At 50.2% G+C, this 20,179-nt stretch carries 14 protein-coding genes; 4 read left to right on the top strand and 10 right to left on the bottom strand.

From position 1 onward, the window contains the following. The first annotated feature begins 353 nt into the window (after window positions 1-353). Window positions 354-1,691, top strand: coding sequence for an esterase/lipase family protein (locus ACFQ88_RS03130; RefSeq protein ID WP_379451706.1), 1,338 nt, complete (start codon window positions 354-356; stop codon window positions 1,689-1,691). 1,051 nt (window positions 1,692-2,742) lie between these two features. Here the strand turns inward: ACFQ88_RS03130 and ACFQ88_RS03125 are convergent. Next, entirely contained in the window at window positions 2,743-6,411 is a 3,669-nt protein-coding gene (locus ACFQ88_RS03125) for an Npt1/Npt2 family nucleotide transporter (protein WP_379451704.1), read from the bottom strand. A 184-nt stretch (window positions 6,412-6,595) separates the two neighbouring features. Here ACFQ88_RS03125 and ACFQ88_RS03120 point away from each other — a divergent pair, with 184 nt between their 5' ends. Together ACFQ88_RS03120 and ACFQ88_RS03115 are read left to right on the top strand one after the other, a co-directional pair. Next, window positions 6,596-6,931: a cyclic-phosphate processing receiver domain-containing protein gene (locus tag ACFQ88_RS03120; RefSeq protein ID WP_379451702.1), complete on the top strand. Its 336-nt coding sequence runs from the start codon at window positions 6,596-6,598 to the stop codon at window positions 6,929-6,931. Window positions 6,932-7,111: 180 nt separating this feature from the next. Next, window positions 7,112-7,465: a YmaF family protein gene (locus ACFQ88_RS03115; protein ID WP_239634970.1), complete on the top strand. Its 354-nt coding sequence runs from the start codon at window positions 7,112-7,114 to the stop codon at window positions 7,463-7,465. A 53-nt stretch (window positions 7,466-7,518) separates the two neighbouring features. On the opposite strand, the gene ACFQ88_RS03110 is transcribed toward ACFQ88_RS03115, so the two are convergent. The 6 genes from ACFQ88_RS03110 to ACFQ88_RS03085 all read right to left on the bottom strand — a co-directional run bounded on the left by ACFQ88_RS03110 (window position 7,519) and on the right by ACFQ88_RS03085 (window position 14,379). Continuing rightward, the gene (locus tag ACFQ88_RS03110) at window positions 7,519-9,255 is read right to left on the bottom strand and encodes an ABC transporter ATP-binding protein (RefSeq protein ID WP_379451700.1); all 1,737 of its coding nucleotides are present in this window, start codon (window positions 9,253-9,255) and stop codon (window positions 7,519-7,521) included. A gap of 287 nt (window positions 9,256-9,542) precedes the next feature. Next, complete coding sequence (locus ACFQ88_RS03105) at window positions 9,543-10,481, bottom strand: aminoglycoside phosphotransferase family protein (RefSeq protein WP_379451698.1); 939 nt, start codon at window positions 10,479-10,481, stop codon at window positions 9,543-9,545. Window positions 10,482-10,491: 10 nt separating this feature from the next. Next, complete coding sequence (locus ACFQ88_RS03100; RefSeq protein ID WP_379451696.1) at window positions 10,492-10,962, bottom strand: nucleoside deaminase; 471 nt, start codon at window positions 10,960-10,962, stop codon at window positions 10,492-10,494. 15 nt (window positions 10,963-10,977) lie between these two features. Next, window positions 10,978-11,307, bottom strand: coding sequence for a hypothetical protein (locus ACFQ88_RS03095; protein WP_379451694.1), 330 nt, complete (start codon window positions 11,305-11,307; stop codon window positions 10,978-10,980). Next, window positions 11,307-13,457, bottom strand: coding sequence for a PrsW family intramembrane metalloprotease (locus ACFQ88_RS03090; protein WP_379451692.1), 2,151 nt, complete (start codon window positions 13,455-13,457; stop codon window positions 11,307-11,309). The genes ACFQ88_RS03095 and ACFQ88_RS03090 overlap by 1 nt, the downstream gene beginning before the upstream one ends. A 214-nt stretch (window positions 13,458-13,671) precedes the next feature. Beyond that, the gene (locus ACFQ88_RS03085; protein WP_379451690.1) at window positions 13,672-14,379 is read right to left on the bottom strand and encodes a class I SAM-dependent methyltransferase; all 708 of its coding nucleotides are present in this window, start codon (window positions 14,377-14,379) and stop codon (window positions 13,672-13,674) included. Between the two features lie 248 nt (window positions 14,380-14,627). Between ACFQ88_RS03085 and ACFQ88_RS03080 the strand changes: the two genes are divergently transcribed. Further along, window positions 14,628-14,795: a hypothetical protein gene (locus ACFQ88_RS03080; protein WP_379451688.1), complete on the top strand. Its 168-nt coding sequence runs from the start codon at window positions 14,628-14,630 to the stop codon at window positions 14,793-14,795. Window positions 14,796-14,873: 78 nt separating this feature from the next. Here the strand turns inward: ACFQ88_RS03080 and cysI are convergent, their stop codons facing one another. The 3 genes from cysI to ACFQ88_RS03065 all read right to left on the bottom strand — a co-directional run bounded on the left by cysI (window position 14,874) and on the right by ACFQ88_RS03065 (window position 19,951). After that, window positions 14,874-16,598 (bottom strand): assimilatory sulfite reductase (NADPH) hemoprotein subunit, encoded by a 1,725-nt coding sequence (cysI, locus tag ACFQ88_RS03075; protein ID WP_379451686.1) that lies wholly within the window; start codon window positions 16,596-16,598, stop codon window positions 14,874-14,876. A gap of 33 nt (window positions 16,599-16,631) precedes the next feature. Next, window positions 16,632-18,458: an assimilatory sulfite reductase (NADPH) flavoprotein subunit gene (locus ACFQ88_RS03070; protein ID WP_379451684.1), complete on the bottom strand. Its 1,827-nt coding sequence runs from the start codon at window positions 18,456-18,458 to the stop codon at window positions 16,632-16,634. Between the two features lie 569 nt (window positions 18,459-19,027). Further along, on the bottom strand, window positions 19,028-19,951 hold the full coding sequence (locus ACFQ88_RS03065) for an NAD(P)/FAD-dependent oxidoreductase (RefSeq protein ID WP_379451682.1): 924 nt from the start codon (window positions 19,949-19,951) through the stop codon (window positions 19,028-19,030). Window positions 19,952-20,179 lie beyond the last annotated feature (228 nt).

Below are 20,179 nucleotides of genomic sequence, written 5' to 3'. Positions count from 1 at the left end.
ATAAAATGACATTCCCTAAGGCATTCAGCATAAACGCTCCCTGCCCCAAACCGAGCAAATGCAAACCAATTGGGAGGATGGTGTTACGATGAATCAGTTTGTCCTTTGGATTCTTATTGTTTTTCTCTTCTTAATCGGCTGCATGTATGACGACAAAAAAGCGTAAACGTTTACGATCATCGCAAAGCCGCACTACATAGGTTTTAGTAAAAAGCTACTAGCACGATATTGAGCTCCATCAGCTTTCCGACATCGCCTTCAGCATATAATTTCCGCTGCAGTCTTCTAAGTTGACGAAATCCTTCTATATATAACATTGGATCTGCAAAATACAAGCTATTAGGAGGAAAGCGATGACGCAACGACCGATTGTCTTGATTCATGGCTACTCGGACACGGGAGAGGCTTTTCAAACCTGGGTGAACCGACTATGTGAAAAAGGCCGCGATCCTCAGTCCCTTCATGTGTGTTCCTATGAATCGCTGACCAACGAGGTAACCATTCCGGATATTGCGGAAGGGTTCGACCGGGCGCTTCGTGAGGAAATAGGCTTGAAGGAGGACGAAGTCTTCGATGCTATCGTCCATTCGACCGGGATGCTGGTTATCCGCTCCTGGCTCACCGTCTATGCCAAACGGCGCGATCGCCTCAAGCATTTGATCGCGCTCGCGCCCGCCACTTTCGGCTCTCCTTTGGCACACAAAGGTCGCAGCTGGTTGGGCGGTATATTCAAAGGGCGCAAGGAGCTTGGCCCTGATTTTCTGGAAGCAGGAGACCGGATTCTCGAAGGGCTGGAGCTGGGAAGCCGTTTCACCTGGGATTTAACGGATCAAGATTTGTTCGGCGCCAAGCCTTATTACGGGCCGGATGGGGATACGCCGTACATCTTTACCTTTTGCGGATCGGAGCCTTACGGTGGGTTGCGCAGTATAGTCAACGAAGACGGCACGGACGGGACGGTAAGGTGGGCCGGCTGCGCCTTGAACGCGCGGAAGATTACATTGGATTTAACCCGCAATACAGACGATAGCAATCGGATAACGTTCTCTAATTGGCACAAGGATCACCATGTTGACATCCCCCTGATCCCGGTTGAAGGTTTAAACCATGGAACGATCGTCAAACAGCCGACCGACGCACTGGTGCAAATGGTGCATAGCGCCCTCGATGTCAATAGCAAGACGGATTTGGACGATTGGTATAAGGATAATGCTTGCCATATGAAAAAAATTCTTACTCCCTGGCAGCAGTTCGTTATGCGCGTGACCGATGAGCGCGGGGATCCGATACCGGATTACTTCATCCAGCTTGAAGGGGTGCGTCAAGACGGGGGCTCGGATGCGATGGAGCACTTCGATGTGAATGTCCATGTGTTCAGCGGCGATTCGAGCTTGCGGAATTTTCATATCAATCTGAAGGATCTGCAGCCCGAGAGCCTGCAATGCCTCACTATGAACATTATAGCCTCTTCCGGCTCCAACTTCGTAGCCTACCATGGCTTTACCGACGGAACGTATGACGCGGATGGCGTGTGGCATGCCGCCCTGGACCTCACCAGCCTACTTGGAGATTGCAAAGTGAAGTTTTTTTATCCTTTTACAACCACCTTCGTTGAACTGCGGCTTAACCGCGAACCGCTACCTCTGCAGGGGAGCAACAAGGTATGCTGGTTTCTTAAGCCGGGCACATAACTTAAAGCTCTATCATCATGGATGCGATAAAAATAGCCTGTAAGCTGCATCGCGATTTTTCGCAATACATGTTTACGGGCTATCAGCATATTTTTAATTCCATCTAATCCGTTATCCATTCCAGCCTTTTGCGATGACCGGATCCTTTTTTGAATGAAAATACCTGTCCAACAACCCCAATTCCTTCTTGCGCTTGAGAGTGAGCTTAACACCTTCGATCAATAGCTGCGATCTTAATTCGTCACGACGATTTAACGTGTGAAGCCTCTTAATGAACTGCTCGTCCACACAAACCACTCCCCGGGTTAGTATATGTAATACGGACAGGAATGCTGTCATATTCCCAGTATAGCTTGTCTTGATCAAAAAGTTTGTCATATTGTAGCACGGGGAGCGACACATGTATTGTCGATATATAGCGCTGAGCGGCGATGAGACAACCTCTATCGAGGTATACAGAGACGAGCGGCCTTAAAGAATCACCAACTAGAATTTTTCAATCCGATTCCTTCAGAATCTTATACATTCTATGGTGGCGAGAAACTCGTCTATCGGCGTTTTCCCAGGATGCCCGGCAGCATCTTTTAGTAATGACTAGGTTAATTTACCGTACCGGCAAAATGAAAACCGCCTTATCCCTAAGACGGTTTGAGATTAATACAAGTGCTGGAATAGTCTTCTTGCTCCAGTATTCAATGATACAATGGTGGGGAACAAGCTGCTCATACACTTGGCGGCGGTCTATCCGGTCTATCGGACAGAGAATCCGTTATACTTTGGATCTATGCTTCTTTTGCAGACCGATCGGACAGAGAAACCGCTATTTGCTAATTTTTCAACCGAAAATAGAGTATTTGGGCGAAATAAAGGATCTCACGTCCGATCCTCATGTAAATAGTACCATGTTCGGTTAAATAACGGATCTACGGTCCGAAAGTAGTACAGCACTGCTCTTCTTCCAGAGTTTTATCAATAAAAATCTGAAAGGATATGCTTCGTCAACAAGCCGAGCGGCCTCCTCCTGAGGGTATGACCGCTTTTTCCGCACGCGCTAACGGCTTATGTCTTCGTGAATCATGCCTTTGACTCGGTCCGCCAGCACCTGCATCATGCTGCGCAGCACATCGATGTTTTGAAAGCAAAAGGAGAAGACTTGATCGCGCTGCAGCTGAAGCAGCACTGTATGCTCTACGGCTGTACAATCGGCCGAACGCAGGCCGCTATCGATGATCGCCATCTCTCCGAAGTATTCCCCCTCGCCCAAATTGGCGAAGGTTTCACCGCCTCGATGGACGCGGACGTTTCCTTCAATGATGCCGAACAGCGCATCTCCGAACTCATCCACCCTGCAGATGGCTTCCCCCGCCTCGTATTCCACCTCATCGACCATCTGGGCTAGTCGGATGTAGTCATCCTGAGCCAAATGGGAGAACAGCTCGATTTTTTGCAAGATCAAGACTCTGCGCAGCAGCTTGTTGTTCGCAGCCGTGTCTGCCGTTGAAGTATGAACGCTCTCCACGGAAGCAGCAGCCTCGGATTGCGACGACGGGCTTGGAACCGTCTCTACGGATTCATGCTCTGAATCCGCCTCAAGCCGCTGCGCGCTGCGCTCCAGCATGGATCGCAGACGGCGGGATAACAATTTCATCATTTCCATTGCGATCCCGGTCCGGTCAAACATCAGCTCGTAAAAGGCAGCGGAATCAAGTCTCCACAGCTGCAGATCCGTTGCGGCCCGAACCGTGGCCGTCCGTGCTTTTTGCGTAAGCAGCGCAGTCTGTCCCAAGCAAGCCCCGGCTTGCAGCACGCTTACTTGCTCGCGGTTACGGTATACCCCCGCTTGACCGCTCTCGATAATGTATAAGGAATCTCCCGGATCCCGTAATTGAAATACCATTCCACCAGCCGGTACATATACAGGCTTCAGCAGCGCGGCAATTTGAAACAAATCCCTATCCTTCAAGCCCTGGAATAGGGATATGTTCTTCAACCACCGGACCCGGTTCATCTGAACGTCCGGCTCTTCCATACCCGAGCTGCCATCCGTGCTGAATCCGAGCTTCATCCCTTCCTTGTTCCCAAGCCGGTTCTGTGGACCGGTTTCGTATCGGATCATGCGCCGCAGCCATTCATCCCCATGCTCGTAGAGCCAACCCAGCTCGTCCTCCCCGGATATCCCCTGCATTCGGCCGCCTTGTATCGTTCTCGGGGAGGTCATAAGCTTGATCACCTCCAGCCTGAGATGCCCTTGCAGCAGCTGATCCATCACTTCCGCGGCATTCGCCTGCTGTCTCGCATCTCCCTCCGACCAGCCGATATATACCGCTTGGACCGTCTTGGCATCATAGATAAGCCCTAATAATCCGAAGATTCGCTCTGTCATAGACGAGCGGAGCTGAGCTATCGCCTCGGAGACAGCCGCCGCTTTCCCGTCGGCTCCCGTTACCGCTGCACCATGCTCGGCAAATTGCGCGTACAACCGGATTTCATCGAGGATCAGCTCCTCTAGAAGCTTCTCATTCACCTGCCGTATGCCCGGGCGAAGATTTCTTAGCGCTTCCGCCAGCTTGTCCCTCATTTCGTAATCAGACAGAGTATATTGTGCGAGCAGCGCGTCGAACGCCTCTTGCGTTCCGATCCTCTCGAATACTTTGGGCAGATGCAGCCAATCCTTGCCCGTTTGCTGAAAGCAAGGTGTCAGCAGCCCTATGATCAGCTTTTCGTCATAAGCAGCCAGCGCCTCGATAGCATGACGTCTTGTCTGGCTATCCCGCAGCATGAGCGCGATCTGTGGAACCAGTTCAGGCACGCGTAACGAAGCGGCTGATTCCAGGGCGGACCTGCGAACTGGAGGTGACGTATCCTGCAGCATCGGTATGAGCGGCTTGTAGAAGCTCTGGATACCGATCCTCCCGAACAGAACGGCCATGGCCTGGCGCTCCTCATCGACCCCGCTTTCCATCAGCTGCTTCAGAGTCCCCACCGCCCGGAACATCCCCTCGATACCGTAAAATTTGATCAAGCCCGCAATCGCCCCCGCTTGGATCTCTACTTCCTCCGCTTCAAGACGGGCTGTGATTGTCTCCAAATCGTCGTCCTGGGAATACGCAGCCAGCGCAAGCAAAGCTTGGGCTTGGATCTTCGGATGGCCGGAATCGAGTAGCTCTCTCAGCTCCTTATCCAATCCGGCAGGTACCTTTTGCTCTATATAGGCAATCGTCTCAATGCATACTTCAGGATAAGGACTCTTCAGCAGAGCCGGGATATAAGGCGTCAAATCAAAGGAATCCAAGCCGCGCAATATTTTCAAGGCATACAGAATCTGCTGCTTGTCCGAGCCGCTTAAAGCGGAACTCAGGATGTCCCGGCTAGCCGGATCCATGAAATCAAGCTCCGTTTCCTGCAAATCCGTGCCTCTTGTTTCGAGCGATGACAGCAACGTTTGCAAATACGCCTTTTTCACCTGAATCGCCGCCGCAACGCAGCACACAAGCAGCCCAAGAATCAGGTAGCTGAACTGTCCTGCAGTCAGCAGCGGAGATAAGATCATAAGGCTGATGCCTGCCGCCCCTTTGGCGCCATTGCGTACAACGCCGTCAAGGAAGCTTTTGGCCTTATTCCGCCACGACGGAGCTATAGGAAACATGATCAATTGGCTAACGGAGGAGTGAATCGTATCACCCAGCACTTTATCGCTTCCTTTAACAATAACGGCCAAAGCCAGCACCGGCATCAGGAGTACGCCCAGGCTGCCCGCAAACAACGCAACCGGAAATACGAGAATCGCCGTCATCACCCCAAAGCGGGTTAACAACGTGCCCGAAATAAATAGCTGAAAGAATAAAGCCAACAACCCGGAATAACCGTAAAAGCTTCCCATGAATCCGGCCAAAGCTTCATTTTGCAGCGTATTTCTCAATATGACTTTGAACTGGTAATCAATAAACGTAAGCGAGAGCACGAGAGCGGCGGACATGACAGCAACATATTTCAAGTGCGGTACATTATGAAACAGGCCGCCCTTTGGTTCCTCCTGCTTCTGTCGCTCCTTGACCGGTTTCTTGGAGCCTGCTGGAGCTGAAGCAAAGGTTTCCTTAGGATCCGCACCCAATTTGATCAGTCTGTATACAGCTAACAGCGCAAGCATCTGCAAAGCGGCATAGAAATAGATCAGGTTGGCCGTCCCGACCACGGGCACGACAAGCTTCAGCCCGAAGCCGCTAATGATGCCCCCGACGAGGCCTCCGCTGCCGACCAAGCCAATCATCCGTTTTACCTTCCGTTGGTCCATCACAGCAGTTGCGAACTGCCAGAAAACAACAATCATTAGAAAGTTGAACACATCATAACCGATGTAAATGACCGGTAAGACCCAATCATAGCCAAGCCCCACACCCATTCTGGACACGAGGACAAGCAGGGAAATAACCGGAATGAGCACCTGGATCAACCGGTCCAGACGAAACCTGCCGCTGAATTTCTGAAACAAAACGCCGATCACAATCAGCGAAACCGACTGAGGCAAATACATGACGGACAGCTCGGACGCATCGAAGCGGGACAGAAACAGTGCATCGGCCGATGTCCTGCCTACCGTGGAAGCAGAGACTACGCAAAATAAATAACCGAACAGCCATAATGCCTTCGTATATTCCTCCTTATCGTCCGCATATCTCTGAAACGCCTTGATCATGGCTTTGCCTTTAAATCGATTTAGCATGTGACAGTACTCTCCTCGCCTAAAATGACCTAATCCCGAATCGATCATGCAACCCAATCATTGTACTACAAACTTAGTTCTTTGGAACTAACCTTTAGCATATTTTAATGCCCAATCACACTCGCAGCATCCTGCATATAGTAAGGGCGACAATAACGACGGAGAAGCTTAAGGGGGATAGGTTATGATCAACGTATTTCTGGATGACTTGCGACCAAGACCCAAAGGGTATAAGCTAGCCAGATCCGCTAGAGAATGCATCCGATACGTCAAAGACGGCAATATCAATGTCCTGTCGCTGGATTACAATCTTGGCACCGATAAGCCGACCGGGTACCGCGTTGTAAAGTACATGATTGAGAAAGGAACGTATCCCAGGAAGATCATTCTCCATACAGCCACTTACTCGGGAAGGGTACGGATGTACAAAGCTTTAGAAAAGCATAAGCCCGAAAGCGTTACCTTAGTGGTGAAGCCGAGGCGCCAATCTCATAAATCACGACTATTAAGGGGCCGTTAGGCTCCATTTTTATTGTTCTCAATAATTGTTAATAACCAGATCCAGCTGATCCGGAGCAACCGGGTATTCTCCCATATTGCCCTACTCTACAAACAATTGATCAAGCTGCCTAACGCGCTCCTCGAATCGCGAAAATATAATACCATGATTCAACTAAACTTAAAGGAGGCCTACGCTCATATGAGCAGAAAAATATTGGCACGCAAAAAAAGATGGACACCGACACAAACCCATGTGCATGAATTCCAAGGCAGTACACAATTAGCCGAAGAAGGCGCAGACAGACATAATCATCGGTTTGCAGGCGTTACAGGGCAAGTGATCCGGGTTGGAAGAAGCCACATCCATGAGATCGATCTATCCCATACCGATTTCTTAAATCATTTCCATGACCTCAAAAAAATTAGAACCGGACTTGCCATTCCTGTTGGAAACGGCAAGCATGTCCACTTTGTAACTGGTATGACCACATTGAATGACGGTCACAGACACCGGTTCAAATTTGCTACTTTAATCCAAAAACCGCTTGTTTGAGTATTTGCAAGCACCTCAAAAAAGCCACCGGTTCATGCCGGTGGCTTTTGGAATTACATTTTCAGCTGCATGCTATATAAATGGGAATACGTACCGTTTAAAGCATATAGCTCTTCATGCGTTCCTTGTTCATCGATTCCGTGATCCGTCAGAACTATAATTCGCTGCGCATTCCTCACGGTTGACAGACGATGGGCTATTACGAGCGTAGTGCGGTTATCGGTTAATTTCTCCAGCGAATCCTGAATGGCCTTCTCGCTTTCATTATCCAATGCGCTAGTCGCTTCATCGAAGATGAGAATCGGCGGATCCTTCAAGAATACGCGCGCGATGCTGAGTCTTTGTTTTTGCCCTCCGGACAGCTTGACGCCGCGTTGACCGATGTCCGTGTCATAGCCATCCGGCAGCTCCATGATGAATTGATGCGCATTCGCCTGCTTGGCTGCCTCGATGATTTCCTCCCTGCTTGCCCCCGCTTTGCCGTACCGGATATTGTCGAGCACGGTTCCGGCGAACAAATACACATCCTGCTGTACGATGCCTATATGTTGCCTCAAAGAGCGCAGGCTGATCTGCCGGATATCGAGGCCGTCAAGCATTATGGTCCCCTGGCATACCTCGTAAAACCGGGGGATCAAGGAGCAAAGCGTTGTTTTGCCGCTGCCTGATGGCCCTACCAAGGCTGCATATTCTCCCGCGCGGATATCAAGAGATACGTTATTCAGTACATTGCCATAGTCTTGTTTATACTTGAAGCTTACATTTTGGAACTGTACCCGCCCCTGCACATGAGCAAGCTCAACGGCATCCTCTGCATCCTGAATATCCGGCTCTATCTCCAAAATATCCATAAACCGGTCGAAGCCGGTAATCCCTTCCTGATACAGCCTGGCGAAATTCACCAGTCTCTGTATAGGCTCGATCAAAAGAGCGATGCATAGGAAAAAGGTCAGCAAATCCGCAAGCTGCAACGATGCATCCACAATGGCGGCTCCCCCAAAGATGATGACGGCGATTGTAATCAGGTGGGTAAATGCACTCATGCCCTCCGCGAAGAGCGCCTCGCTTTTGTAGCCTTCTCTTCTGCTTTGGACAAAACGGTCGTTTTCGTATTCGAATTTCTCTTTTTCCAGCTGCTCATTGGTAAAGGATTTCACGACGCGGATACCTGCCAGGGTATCTTCCACCTGTGCATTGATATCGCCGATCCGATCCTTGCTTTTTCTCAAAGCAGCGTTCATTTTCTTATTGAAATAGAACGCATAGGCGGCCATGACCGGCAAAAAGAGAAAGACGATCAAGGTCAGCTTCACATCGATATAGATTAATATGGCGAATACGCCGATAAATTTGAGCATGGCAATGACGAGGTCCTCGGGACCGTGATGATATAATTCGGCAAGCGACAAAATATCGTTGGTCGTCCGGGTCATAAGCTGCCCTGTTTTCTGTTCATCATAAAAGCTGAACGAGAGCTTCTGGTAATGATCGAACAGCTCCCTCCTCATATCGCTCTCCATCATGGCCCCCATCATATGACCCTTATAGGAAATGAACATGTCACAGAACGTATGAACGGCTACTAAAGCCAGCATAAAGGCTCCGATCCCGTAAATTTGGTACAGCGCATCGGGATTGTTACCATCCAGCATATGGTTGGTGATGTATCTCACACATAAGGGAAGGAGCAAAGTGATGGCAGAAACGATAACCGCACATGCCATATCAGCAACAAGTAACTTAATATAAGGCCGATAGTAGGACAAAAATTTTTGGGTTCTAGCATTCAATAGCTTCTCCTCCATTGGGCTGGAGGGTTAAAGTATAGTCGCCCTCCAATGAATATGAGGTTGAGATTTCCGTGAATTTTTCATAATCAACACCCGTTTCTGTTATTTGTTGTTATGCAGAATCCTTAAAGCATCCTGCAATATGGTTCCATTATATCCGGCACGTTTCGCGGATTGGCAGTACGATTCTTTTATAATTAAAAATTATTATCGCTTCGCAGAAGAACATCAGACTAATGCAAACAAGGACAGTCCGGAGACTGCCCCATTGGATGGAAGGTGCGATGTTACAGGTGATTCAGCTCTTTTTGCAAGCTGTTAAGTGTAGCCGCTCGCTCATCGGCATTCTGCTTATCGAACATCAGCTGCTCCATAAATTCCCATATATCTTCCAGCAAACGTTTATATTTGTAAAACTGCAAAGCTTCGGTGCAAAGCTCAAAGCCGGGATGAACATTCCGATATATATCGAGAAACGCATCATAATACGGCTGATCCGTCAAAAACATGAAATCCGCTTCAACGGGAGCCAGCTTCAATCCTTCCCAGTCGATCAGCATTAGCTGTTGTCCGGACTGCATCATGTTCCAATTATGAATATCAGTGTGGCATAGCGCCATGCTGCAGGTTCGTCCCTTCAAATAGCCGGACAGACTGTCGAGAGTATCCATAAGAGCATTCATCGGTGGCCTGTAAGGCTCTACGGTTATACTTACATCGTCGGGCAATTCGGCATACTCTTCGTTCAATGCAAGTCTTAACTGATGCAGGAACGGTACGGTGAAATCCTCACGTAATGCATCTGTTGGGACGGGGATTTCGTCTCCATAGCGATGAAGCTCGGCTATGATTTCTGAGAGCTGGATCACTTGCTGTTTGGACAAAGACGTCTCGCCTATAGTTGCCCCGTCGATATATTCATAGAGCAAATATACGCCCTCATCGTCTTCAACCTTATACTCGCCTTGCTGTGTTATCACCGGAACAGGGATTTTATACTTCAAACGGCTATGCTGATGCAGCCAAACCGTAATCGGCACGTAATCATCAATGTGTTGCGTCCATTTAGAGGTGGACGCTCTGCTTTGTTCATACATCTTCAGGAAATACGTATGGCTGTTGTCATACACTCTGAACGCAAGAGCAGCCCAACCTCCCTGCATAGGCTTTAAACCGGTAATATCCAGATCATAGTGTGTCTTCAAAATTTCGGGCAGATTGTTCATATTGTAGTCCTCATACTTTGCTTCTGTACGCAGCCCAAGCCTTAAACGGCTCCAGCTTGCGTGAAGAATGGATTTGATGGAAGCTTAGAGTCCTCTCTTCCGGCGGTCGCCCCATCTCGGCAAAAAAGCTGCTAAGCGGATCCGTGAAGCCGGCGCCTGCAGCCGCCTCCTCTTTGCTGCATGCAAAATAAACAGCCCGCGGTTTGGCCCAATAGATAGCTCCCATGCACATCGGACACGGCTCACCGCTGGCATACAGCTCACAATCGGATAAATCGATGGTGCCCAGCCGTTTGCATGCATCCCGGATAGCCAGCAGCTCTGCATGGGCACTTGGATCGATTGTTGCGTGCACACAGTTGACACCCGTCCCTACGATTACCTCGCCGCGAACTACGATCGCCGCAAACGGTTCTTCCTTAACGGCATTGTCCTCCGCCATCCGGATGACATGCTCTATCCAATGATCGGTGGTACTCAACGCTTCATCCCTCCATTACCCGATATAGACAATTGCCCCGTCCCGCTGCAGCGCTTTGGGCAGCTCGGTCAGCAATAATTCGATCCGCATCGTCAGCTTTTCCATTCTCTCTCCGCCCGGCTGATCCATGGCCCATTCCTTGAGCCGATTCAGCTCGTCGAGCACATCCGGCAAGTCTTCCTTCATGATTTCAATCCCTGTCGAAAACACAGGTACCCACTTTAAACCTAATGCTTCCGCCGCCGGCTCCCAGCATTCCGCGAAGAATGCCTCCGCCGCAACGGGCACGTGAAACTGCCGTTCTAGCTCATCGGCAGGTTCAGGTATAAATGCGCTGATTGACATTACGGTTTCCCCCCAAATAAGACGTTAAAGGTATAATCCGGGAATTCGTTTCTAAGTTGATTCAAGCTGTTCTCAACGGCGGCTCGGAGCTCCGGGGTATCCCCGTCGAGCCGGAACACGAAGTCTTTGATCGACTTAATCTCCTCCAAATCGGGCACTTCGGCAGACCCGTTAGGCGTCGGGCGGGTGGAGGCCGCTTTTTCCAGCATATTCTGAATCCGCACCCGAGTCTTCTTCCATATTTGCTTGTCGGCAAACTCTTGCGGCGTCTGAGCGGGCTGTCCCGTTCGCGGATTAATGCGGTCCAGTCCTTTGGCGGTCTTGTCTTCGTAGAAAATACGATTGTCCAGGTCAATCTCATCGAACTCACCCAGCGGGTTTCCCCTATGATCGACTATTTCGACCTCGTTGAACGATTTACCTGCCACGGTAGCCTTCTCGTCGTCCCCTTTATCTCCCTTTTCATCGTCTTGCTTATTGTTGTGATTCGGTTCGTCCGCAGGCTTGTCGGCATCCATGCCATCATGCCTCGGCGGTTTATTGGGTATATCCGCATCAGGCTTCCGAGAGCCCAGCTTGTCGAGGAGCTTGCGGACGTAATCCCGGCCTTTCTTCCCTGCCCAACGAAGCGCTCTGCCGAATGGAATGCGGCTTAGAACAATGCCTGTCGCTACGGCCAGCGCATTCTCCGGCGTCAGCAGCTTTCGAGGGTCACGGATATAATCGGCAATCGTATGCCCGCTGCCAGCTATCCCTCCTACGGTCAAAGCAAAGCCGAGAGCCGGCCAGAACCCGACAAACAGCAGGGATAACGCCAGCGCACCGAGCATAATGGCGCCCTGCTCATACCAATCCAGCCGATCCCACCATCTTTGCAGGGAATCGAACATACAGGCGAAGCACGATGTACTATCTCCGCCCATGTAATAATCCATCAAACCTGCGAAGAGACCGGCAACAAGCAATATCGCCGCTATCCCGGCAAGTGTGCGGTACAATACCATCATCCGTTCCCGGATACGATCATCCCTGCCCCTTGCTTCCTCATTGCCATAAAGCAATTGAAAGCCAAGCTCACGCCGTTTCCGGTAAAAGCCGATCCAAGAAGGAAATTGGCCCCGGTCGCGCAGTAAGGCGTATGCGGTGTTCCAGAGCTCCGTCAACGGATTGATTATCGTCTCGCCCGGTAAAGACGGAAGTCGATCCCGAATCCGGTTCAGCGAACGGTAATCGGCGAATATCGCCGCCACCAGCATGAGGAGAAAGGCCGGCTGCGTCAAATAACCGTCACCTGTCCATCCATGGATGGTGAACACCCAATCCGGCAGCTTGTGCTGGCCGTTATATGCGGCGTGATCCAGGATGGACCATAGCAGCATGAGTGCCGGGAATGCATAGATCCACCGCTTCATTCTTATCCGCAGCCGATAGGCGGCGCCGCAGGCAAGTGCGATCATCGCGGTATGTACGGGATGTCCAACGGTCATCAAGGTCGGCAGCAGACTTTCCTCAAACCGGCCGGGAAACAGTGAGAATACGTCCCAATGAATCGTTTCACCGCCAAGCAGCGTCGTGCTGTATCCAAATGTTCTTCCAATGATGCCGGAATTCAGCCATCGCCGCGAAAGCTCCTCCATCAGCTGAAAGCCGACCCCGGTAGCTGCGCCGATCAACGTATAATCGCCCAAGCTAAGGGCGGACGCTCTCCGGGAGAACAGCAGGTAGACGGCAAGCGGAAGGAGCTTCCATACCTCCTCAAAGATCGGGGTAAGGACCGCAACCGACCACGTATCGGATGTTTTGCCCCCGAATACCGCATGGAAGCCGCTCAGCGTTAGCGTTGTGATCGGAGTGACAAGATATACGCCTGCAAGGACGAATAGAACGATCGGTTTCCATCGCAGCGTTTTGCTTCTGCACAGAAACCAGAACTGCAGCAGCACGTACAGCGACCATAAGTATTGAACGAGCATCGTTCGTGATTCTCTGAAGAAGATCAAGCTTAAAACAAATACGATCAGTGATAACCAAACCAGAATCGCATACGCCACCCGGATGTACGGATATTTGGCCAGCCATGCCTGGCAAAGCCGGTATATGGCCTCGAACCAATCCCTAATGCTTGTGCGTATGCCCCACAGTGTATTCAAACTGCAGCCTCCTTTTACAGCTAACCCGCGCAGCATGCTTGGCTACGGCAGCGGGAGCTGTTCTAGTCGGAACCCATTGGTTCATATGGGCACTTAAAGGTGTATTTACCCCATATTTTGGCATCCGTAACATATTCTTCGCATATCGAATTTGTTTTTCGTACCCTTTGTTCTAATCGCTTATAGCAGATCGCCTCTGGTATTGTTTATTTCCTTATTCGCTCTGCAAATTGCTCCAGTGAATCAGGGCAACATCATGGATCATCCCATTTTTCCGCTGAATAGGGAATGTATCGTACCGGTGGCGGATATTGAGCTCATCCAGAATGCCGGATAAAACCTCTGCACGTTCTTTATCCACCCATTCTCCATTGTCCACTGCATGAAGAGGTCCGGCAAAAGGCCGCCCGATCGACTGAATAAGAAACACATGACGGCGCGCCGTTTGATGCATTTTCAGCAAGCTGGATTTCATGTCCCGGATCCGGTAGAAGGCATTCGCGCCAAATACAATATCGGCCGTAACCTCAGGCGCCTCCTCCCACTTGGCTATCAGCGCCTTGGGCAGCGGCTTATCTCCTTGGTCCCAGCTGCTGCACAGCACCTCATACATGGCGGCTGACGGTTCAATGAGCGTCACTTCCCGGACATGCGGACCGAGCAATCGGGTGAAGCCTCCCGTACCCGGACCTATTTCCAGCAGATGATCATCCGGCTGCAGGTGCTGAAACACCTTATCCATTATGGGCTGTGTATATGGCGCTAACGGATTTCGCTCATCGTAGGCCGCTGCGTTCTCGCGCCAGTATTTTTCCTCCTCCAGATCGCTGCCGACGCGAAGATCCGCCCCCGACGCCTGCTCCCAGGCTTGTATCCAAAATTGGGACGGAGACTTCCGGACTGTTTGTGATGCATTGCTCATATCATGACTCCCTTTTATAAAATGTTCATTCTGAAACTATATGCGTAGAATCGATAGTTCAGATGCGTTCTCCTATGGTATTTTATCACAAATCCTGCTCTCCCCTTGTTGTTACACATGCTTGCATTTCATTCTGAACATTTCGGCAGGGGCATGGCAACTAACTATACGACTCGGTAGGTACAAACATACTATACAAAATAATGAATGTGCCGTAAAAACACGCGTCTAGGAATGGGGAGGGTCGCATGAAAATTGATATCGGCTGCGGTCTTAACAAGCATCCGGGCTTCTGGGGAATAGACCGCAGGCCATTGCATCGCATTCGCCGCTATATGGTGACAGCATATCGTAATGAGCTGGATGAAATAAGTTATTCCGGGGAAGTCCGCTCCAATGCTATTCGCTATTTTTAATTGAAAAATAGTGTATTTTTGCAAAAAACGAAGTGAATCCCCAGGGGAGCCACTTCGTTTGTAATCAAGCTTGATGGATTATGAATGAAAATCTTGACCGGAGCGAACTTCTTTGACATACCCGGCACGGATAGTGAAATCGCCAAAATGCTCGCCCTCATGCCGTTCTTTGGCATATTGGGTAATGATCGGCTGCAGCGACTCCAAAATTTCCGTTTCGCCGATGTTTTCTTTGTAAAGCTTATTCAGACGGTCTCCGGCGAAGCCGCCTCCCAAGTACATATTGTACTTGCCCGGTGCTTTACCGATGAACGCAAGCTCTGCCAGCATCGGACGCGCGCAGCCATTCGGGCAGCCCGTCATCCGAATCACGATATCGTCCTCGCGCAAACCGGCCTCATTGAGCATAGGCTCGATTTTTTGCAGCAATTCCGGAAGGTAGCGCTCCGCCTCGGCCATCGCCATTCCACAGGTCGGCAAAGCTACACAGGCCATGGAATTTCTTTGCAAGGCCGTATGCTGCACTCCATCGGAGAGGCCGTATTCCTTAATTAAATCTTCAATCTTTTTCTTCTTCTGGCTGCTTACATTGCCGATAATCAGGTTCTGGTTCGGAGTCAGGCGGAAGTCACCGGTATGAATCTTGGCAATTTCTCTAAGACCGGTCATCAGCAAATAGTCACCTTCATCCATAACGCGGCCATTTTGGATGAACAACGTGAAATGCCATTTTCCGTTGCTTCCCTTAACCCAGCCATAACGGTCTCCGTTATGTTCAAATGTATACGGACGCGCCGCTTCCAGCTTCCAGCCGAGACGGCTGCTCAATTCTTCAATGAACCAATCGATACCGCGGTCATCAATCGTATATTTAAAGCGTGCGTGCTTACGGACGGAGCGGTCGCCGTAGTCTCTCTGGATCGTAACGGTTTTCTCCGCAACGTCAACGACTTGCTCCGGTGTGCAGAAGCCGATCACCTGTGCCACTTGAGGATAGGTCAGCGGGTCTCCATGGGTCATCCCCATTCCTCCGCCTACCGTAACGTTGAAGCCAACCAGACGTCCGTCTTCAATAATTGCAATGTATCCCAAGTCTTGGGAGAATACATCGACGTCGTTGGACGGCGGTACAGCCATACCGATTTTGAATTTACGCGGCAAATACACTTTACCGTAAATTGGCTCTTGTTCTACGTCGTTATCTTGGCTATCAACGATCTTCTCACCGTCGAGCCAAATTTCATGATACGCTCTAGTCCGAGGATCGAGATGATTGCTGATTCTGCGCGCCCACTCGTATACTTCGGAATGAACCTCCGATTGATATGGATTCGGGTTGCACATGACGTTACGGTTAACGTCGCCGCAAGCCGCCAATGTGCTCAGCAAGGCGTCGTTCACTTCGCGGATCGTCTTCTTCATGTTCCATTTCAATACGCCATGCAATTGGAACGATTGACGGGTAGTCAAGCGGATCGTGCCGTTCGCATAGTTTTGCGCGATGCGGTCCATCATCAGCCATTGATCCGATGTAACGACTCCGCCCGCCGCGCGTACGCGAAGCATGAATTGATAAGCAGGCTCCAGCTTCTGCTTATGACGCTCGTTGCGCAAATCCCGGTCGTCCTGCATGTAGCTGCCGTGAAATTTCATCAAGCGGTTATCGTCTTCCGGGATAGAGGCCGTGAGGACGTCTTCCAACGTCTCTGCAAGGCTGCCCCGTAGGTAATTCGTTCTGCGTTTGATCTCTTCTACGTCACTGTGCGGAGCACTGTTCGGTGACAGTAAGTTATTATCTGACATGCTGCTTTCTCCTCTTTTCTTCAGGAATCGTGCTTAGTAAACATCCCGCTGGTACCGTTTTTGCTGCTGCATGCGGCTCAAATATTCCGCCGCTTCGTCCGGACTGAAGCCGCCCTCTTGTTCGAGGATGGTCAGCAGCGTTGCATGTACGTCGTGCGCCATCTTCTTCTCGTCGCCGCAGACGTATACATTCGCGCCTTCTTGCAGCCATTGGTACAGCTCCTTGCTCTTCTCGAGCATTCTATGCTGAACGTATACTTTCTTGTCCGTATCCCGGGAGAAGGCAACATCCATACGTGTCAATACTCCCGCTTTCATCCAGCGCTGCCATTCGATTTGATACAGGAAATCGGTGGTGAAGTGCTGGTCTCCGTAGAACAGCCATGTCTTGCCTTCCGCTCCGGTCTCTTCCCGCTCAGCCAAGAAGGCTCTGAACGGCGCTACGCCCGTACCCGGTCCGATCATAATGATAGGCGTATCCTGACTTTCCGGAAGCTTGAAGTTCGGGTTGTTTTGAATGAATACCGGCAGCTTGTCGCCCAATTGTACCCTTTCGGCAAGCTGAACGGAGCAGACGCCGTATCTCTCGCGTCCATGCGACTCGTACCGCACGGCGCGAACCGTAATGTGCACCTCTTCCGGAGACGCCTTGGAGCTGCTCGAGATCGAGTACAAGCGAGCCGGCATTTTTCTCAGGATGGAGACGAATTCTGCCGCCGACACTCCCTTAAAAGAGTGGTCCTGAACCAAATCCAGAAGATCCCGTTCTTTAATATAGGCTTTCAGCCCCTGCTCATGTCCTGGTTCTACAAGCTCTTTGAGCGAGCTGCTCGAAGAAAGCTTGGCTGCTTGCTCCAGCAATGGTTTGGTCAAAACGGAAATTTCATAATGACGCAGCAATGCCTCTTGTACGGACAGTTTATCGCCATTTTTATTAATTGTAACCTGTTCCTCCGGCTTCCACCCCATTGCGGCGATAAGCTCGCTTACAAGACGAGGGTCATTTTCCGGAATGATACCGAGGCAATCCCCCGGCTCATACTGAAGGTTGGAACCTTCGAGGGATAGCTCAACGTGGCGGGTCTCACGATCGGAACCGCGGCCGTTCAAATTTAAATTCTCAAGAACCTCGGCTTGGAATGGATTCGTTCTCGAATATTCCGATGCCGTGTCGCTCGCTGCAGCAGCGCCTGCATTGCTTGCCGGACTCGATACAGTCCCCGAAGTCTCACTGAGAGAGCCCAATACACTCTCCATCCATTCGGCAGCGGCCTCATCGAAATCAACGTCACAGTCTACGCGCTGCGCAATCCGTGTTCCGCCGAGCTCTTCCAAGCGCTGGTCGAAATCCTTGCCCGTCTTACAGAAAAATTCATAGGACGTGTCGCCCAATGCCAGGACGGAGAAACGTAAGCCATCCAGCTTCGGCGCCCGTTTGCTGTGAAGGAACTCATAGAAAGGAAGCGCGTTATCCGGAGGATCTCCTTCGCCATGCGTGCTCACGCAAATAAGCAGGTTTTGCACTTTTTTCAAGCCGTTCGTTTTGAAGTCGCTCATTGAGGAGAGCGATACTTGAAACCCGCGTTCCTCGAGCTTTTTCGACATCTTCTTTGCCAAGCCTTGGCTCTTGCCGGTCTGTGATCCGAAGAGCACGGTTACTTCCTTGGAGACGGAAGGTGTGCTAGCCGCTGCGACGGCTGCGGGTGCTCCGGCTGGTGCTGCCGCGGCTGCAGCGCCTTGAAGCGCCGTTAAGTATCCGCTTAACCAAATGCGTTGCGATTCCGTTAAAGTAGGCAGAAGACGATTGAGCAGCTCTGCCTGCTCCTGACTAAAAGGACTGTTCGTTACTTGAAGTTCCAACAATATCCACCCCAGTAGTAATATTTAATTCCCAGTAAACTTATCTTCTTAATCTTTAGATATATTGAACCTAACACAGCAAGCCAAACAGGTCAATTAGAATGACCTTATAAGATTCATAAGTAATCCTGATAAATGCATTTACAAATTCCGAAAAGGTATGATTTTGATAATTAGCACACTTAAATCATCGTTTTTCCCGGCATTTTCCGGCTAATACCCGGATCCTTCGGCAGTTTTCTGAAGATTTCCCTCTTTGCAATAGGTCAGGGCCAAAGTACATTTTTTCGACACAATCTTTTGTCCAAAATTTGAACAGGCAATATGCCTGAAAATGCTCAATACTATGCGGCTCTTGTCAATTTAACGCTTTCACATTATTAATTCTAGCGAAGCACTTGGAATTCCTTCTCTTCTATTCGACAAAAAAAAGAGAAGCCTGAGGATTCAAGCTTCCATTTCATGTAACAATTTGGCGGAAAAACAGTAGTTTTTGGAATAGAATTGCTGCGGCCAGGCCAACTTATGAGATATATCCATTTTTGGCCTTCAAGACTCTGCACTAATCATTATATCGCTTTGTCATCGCTGTACCAGGCTTCTGAAATCAAGTCATGATTGATTCCCATTCCAGTTAATGACCCTAATGATGCGGCGTTTACCACCTGATACAGCTCCGATGCCGCATCACCTGCGCTATAGACGCCGGGTACGTTCGTTTTGCCCAAGCCGTCGACCACTACCATTCCTGAATCCGCCACTTTGCAGCCCAGCGCCTTCGGCAAGTCTGAGCCTGCAGCAAGCTTCGGAGCGAAGAAGATTCCCGTGCACGGCACTGCCGTACCGTCCTCCAATACAACCTGCTGTACCATGCCGTCAACCGATTCGATCTGCTTGATCGGTGAATCGAGCACTGGCACGCCATGCTGCTTCAGCTCCTCGCGTTGTTCATCCGTCAACTCATCAGGACCATTCGTGCAGACGGTATACCGGTCGGTCCAGCCGGACAGCATTTTCGCCAGATGCAGAGCCTTCGCTCCTTTGACGATGACTACGAGCGGCCGGTCTCTAAGCTCCCATCCATCGCAGTACGGGCAGACAAAGGCGCTTTTGCCGTACACGTCAGACAATCCGTTTATTTCTACCGGCAGGTCCTTCATTCCTGAGGCAAAAAGCACTTTTTTGCACCGGTACTCCTCTCCCCGGCCGGTCTGTATCAGAAAGTTACCATCGGAGCCGGTGACGGATACAGCGGTATCCTCTACAAACTGGACGCCAGGATATGCGGATATCTGTTCCTTCGCAATTCGCCGAAGCTCACCCGGCTGAATGCCGTCCCGGGTAAGAAACCCATGAGACTCGCGGGTAACCCGATTGCGCGGACGCCCTTCATCAATGACAATCACGCTTTTTCTAGCCCTAACCAGCACCAATGCTGCACTCAAGCCGGCAGGCCCGCCGCCGATAATTCCTACATCAACTAATGGATTCATAATAACCACCCTTCTGGATCTGTAATATCCATAATAAGTTACAAGAAACTGAGCTTTCTTGTTTGCTGCATGTTGAGCACTTACTTTTTTGGAAAACTCATGAGCGATCCCAGCTTTTATAAATGCCGCCCATTCCCTCATCCTCATAAACTACATTATAGATACTTAATGTCTGTAATGCAAGCGAAATGTACTTTCCCATTACCGCATAAGAAACTGCAAAAAGCA

The organism is Paenibacillus sp. NPDC056579 (genome assembly GCF_042793215.1).
In the GTDB taxonomy this organism is placed as follows: domain Bacteria; phylum Bacillota; class Bacilli; order Paenibacillales; family NBRC-103111; genus Paenibacillus_S.
The sequence above is the reverse complement of the archived record's forward strand: the minus strand, read 5'-3'. Positions and strand labels throughout refer to the sequence as shown.

Coding starts and splice junctions, on each gene's coding strand:
- ACFQ88_RS03095 (WP_379451694.1), bottom strand. CDS start 11,307: ATGTCAATCAGCGCATTTATACCTGAACCTGCCGATGAGCTAGAACGG.
- ACFQ88_RS03115 (WP_239634970.1), top strand. CDS start 7,112: ATGAGCAGAAAAATATTGGCACGCAAAAAAAGATGGACACCGACACAA.
- ACFQ88_RS03080 (WP_379451688.1), top strand. CDS start 14,628: ATGAAAATTGATATCGGCTGCGGTCTTAACAAGCATCCGGGCTTCTGG.
- cysI (WP_379451686.1), bottom strand. CDS start 16,598: ATGTCAGATAATAACTTACTGTCACCGAACAGTGCTCCGCACAGTGAC.
- ACFQ88_RS03130 (WP_379451706.1), top strand. CDS start 354: ATGACGCAACGACCGATTGTCTTGATTCATGGCTACTCGGACACGGGA.
- ACFQ88_RS03085 (WP_379451690.1), bottom strand. CDS start 14,379: ATGAGCAATGCATCACAAACAGTCCGGAAGTCTCCGTCCCAATTTTGG.
- ACFQ88_RS03125 (WP_379451704.1), bottom strand. CDS start 6,411: ATGCTAAATCGATTTAAAGGCAAAGCCATGATCAAGGCGTTTCAGAGA.
- ACFQ88_RS03065 (WP_379451682.1), bottom strand. CDS start 19,951: ATGAATCCATTAGTTGATGTAGGAATTATCGGCGGCGGGCCTGCCGGC.
- ACFQ88_RS03105 (WP_379451698.1), bottom strand. CDS start 10,481: ATGAACAATCTGCCCGAAATTTTGAAGACACACTATGATCTGGATATT.
- ACFQ88_RS03120 (WP_379451702.1), top strand. CDS start 6,596: ATGATCAACGTATTTCTGGATGACTTGCGACCAAGACCCAAAGGGTAT.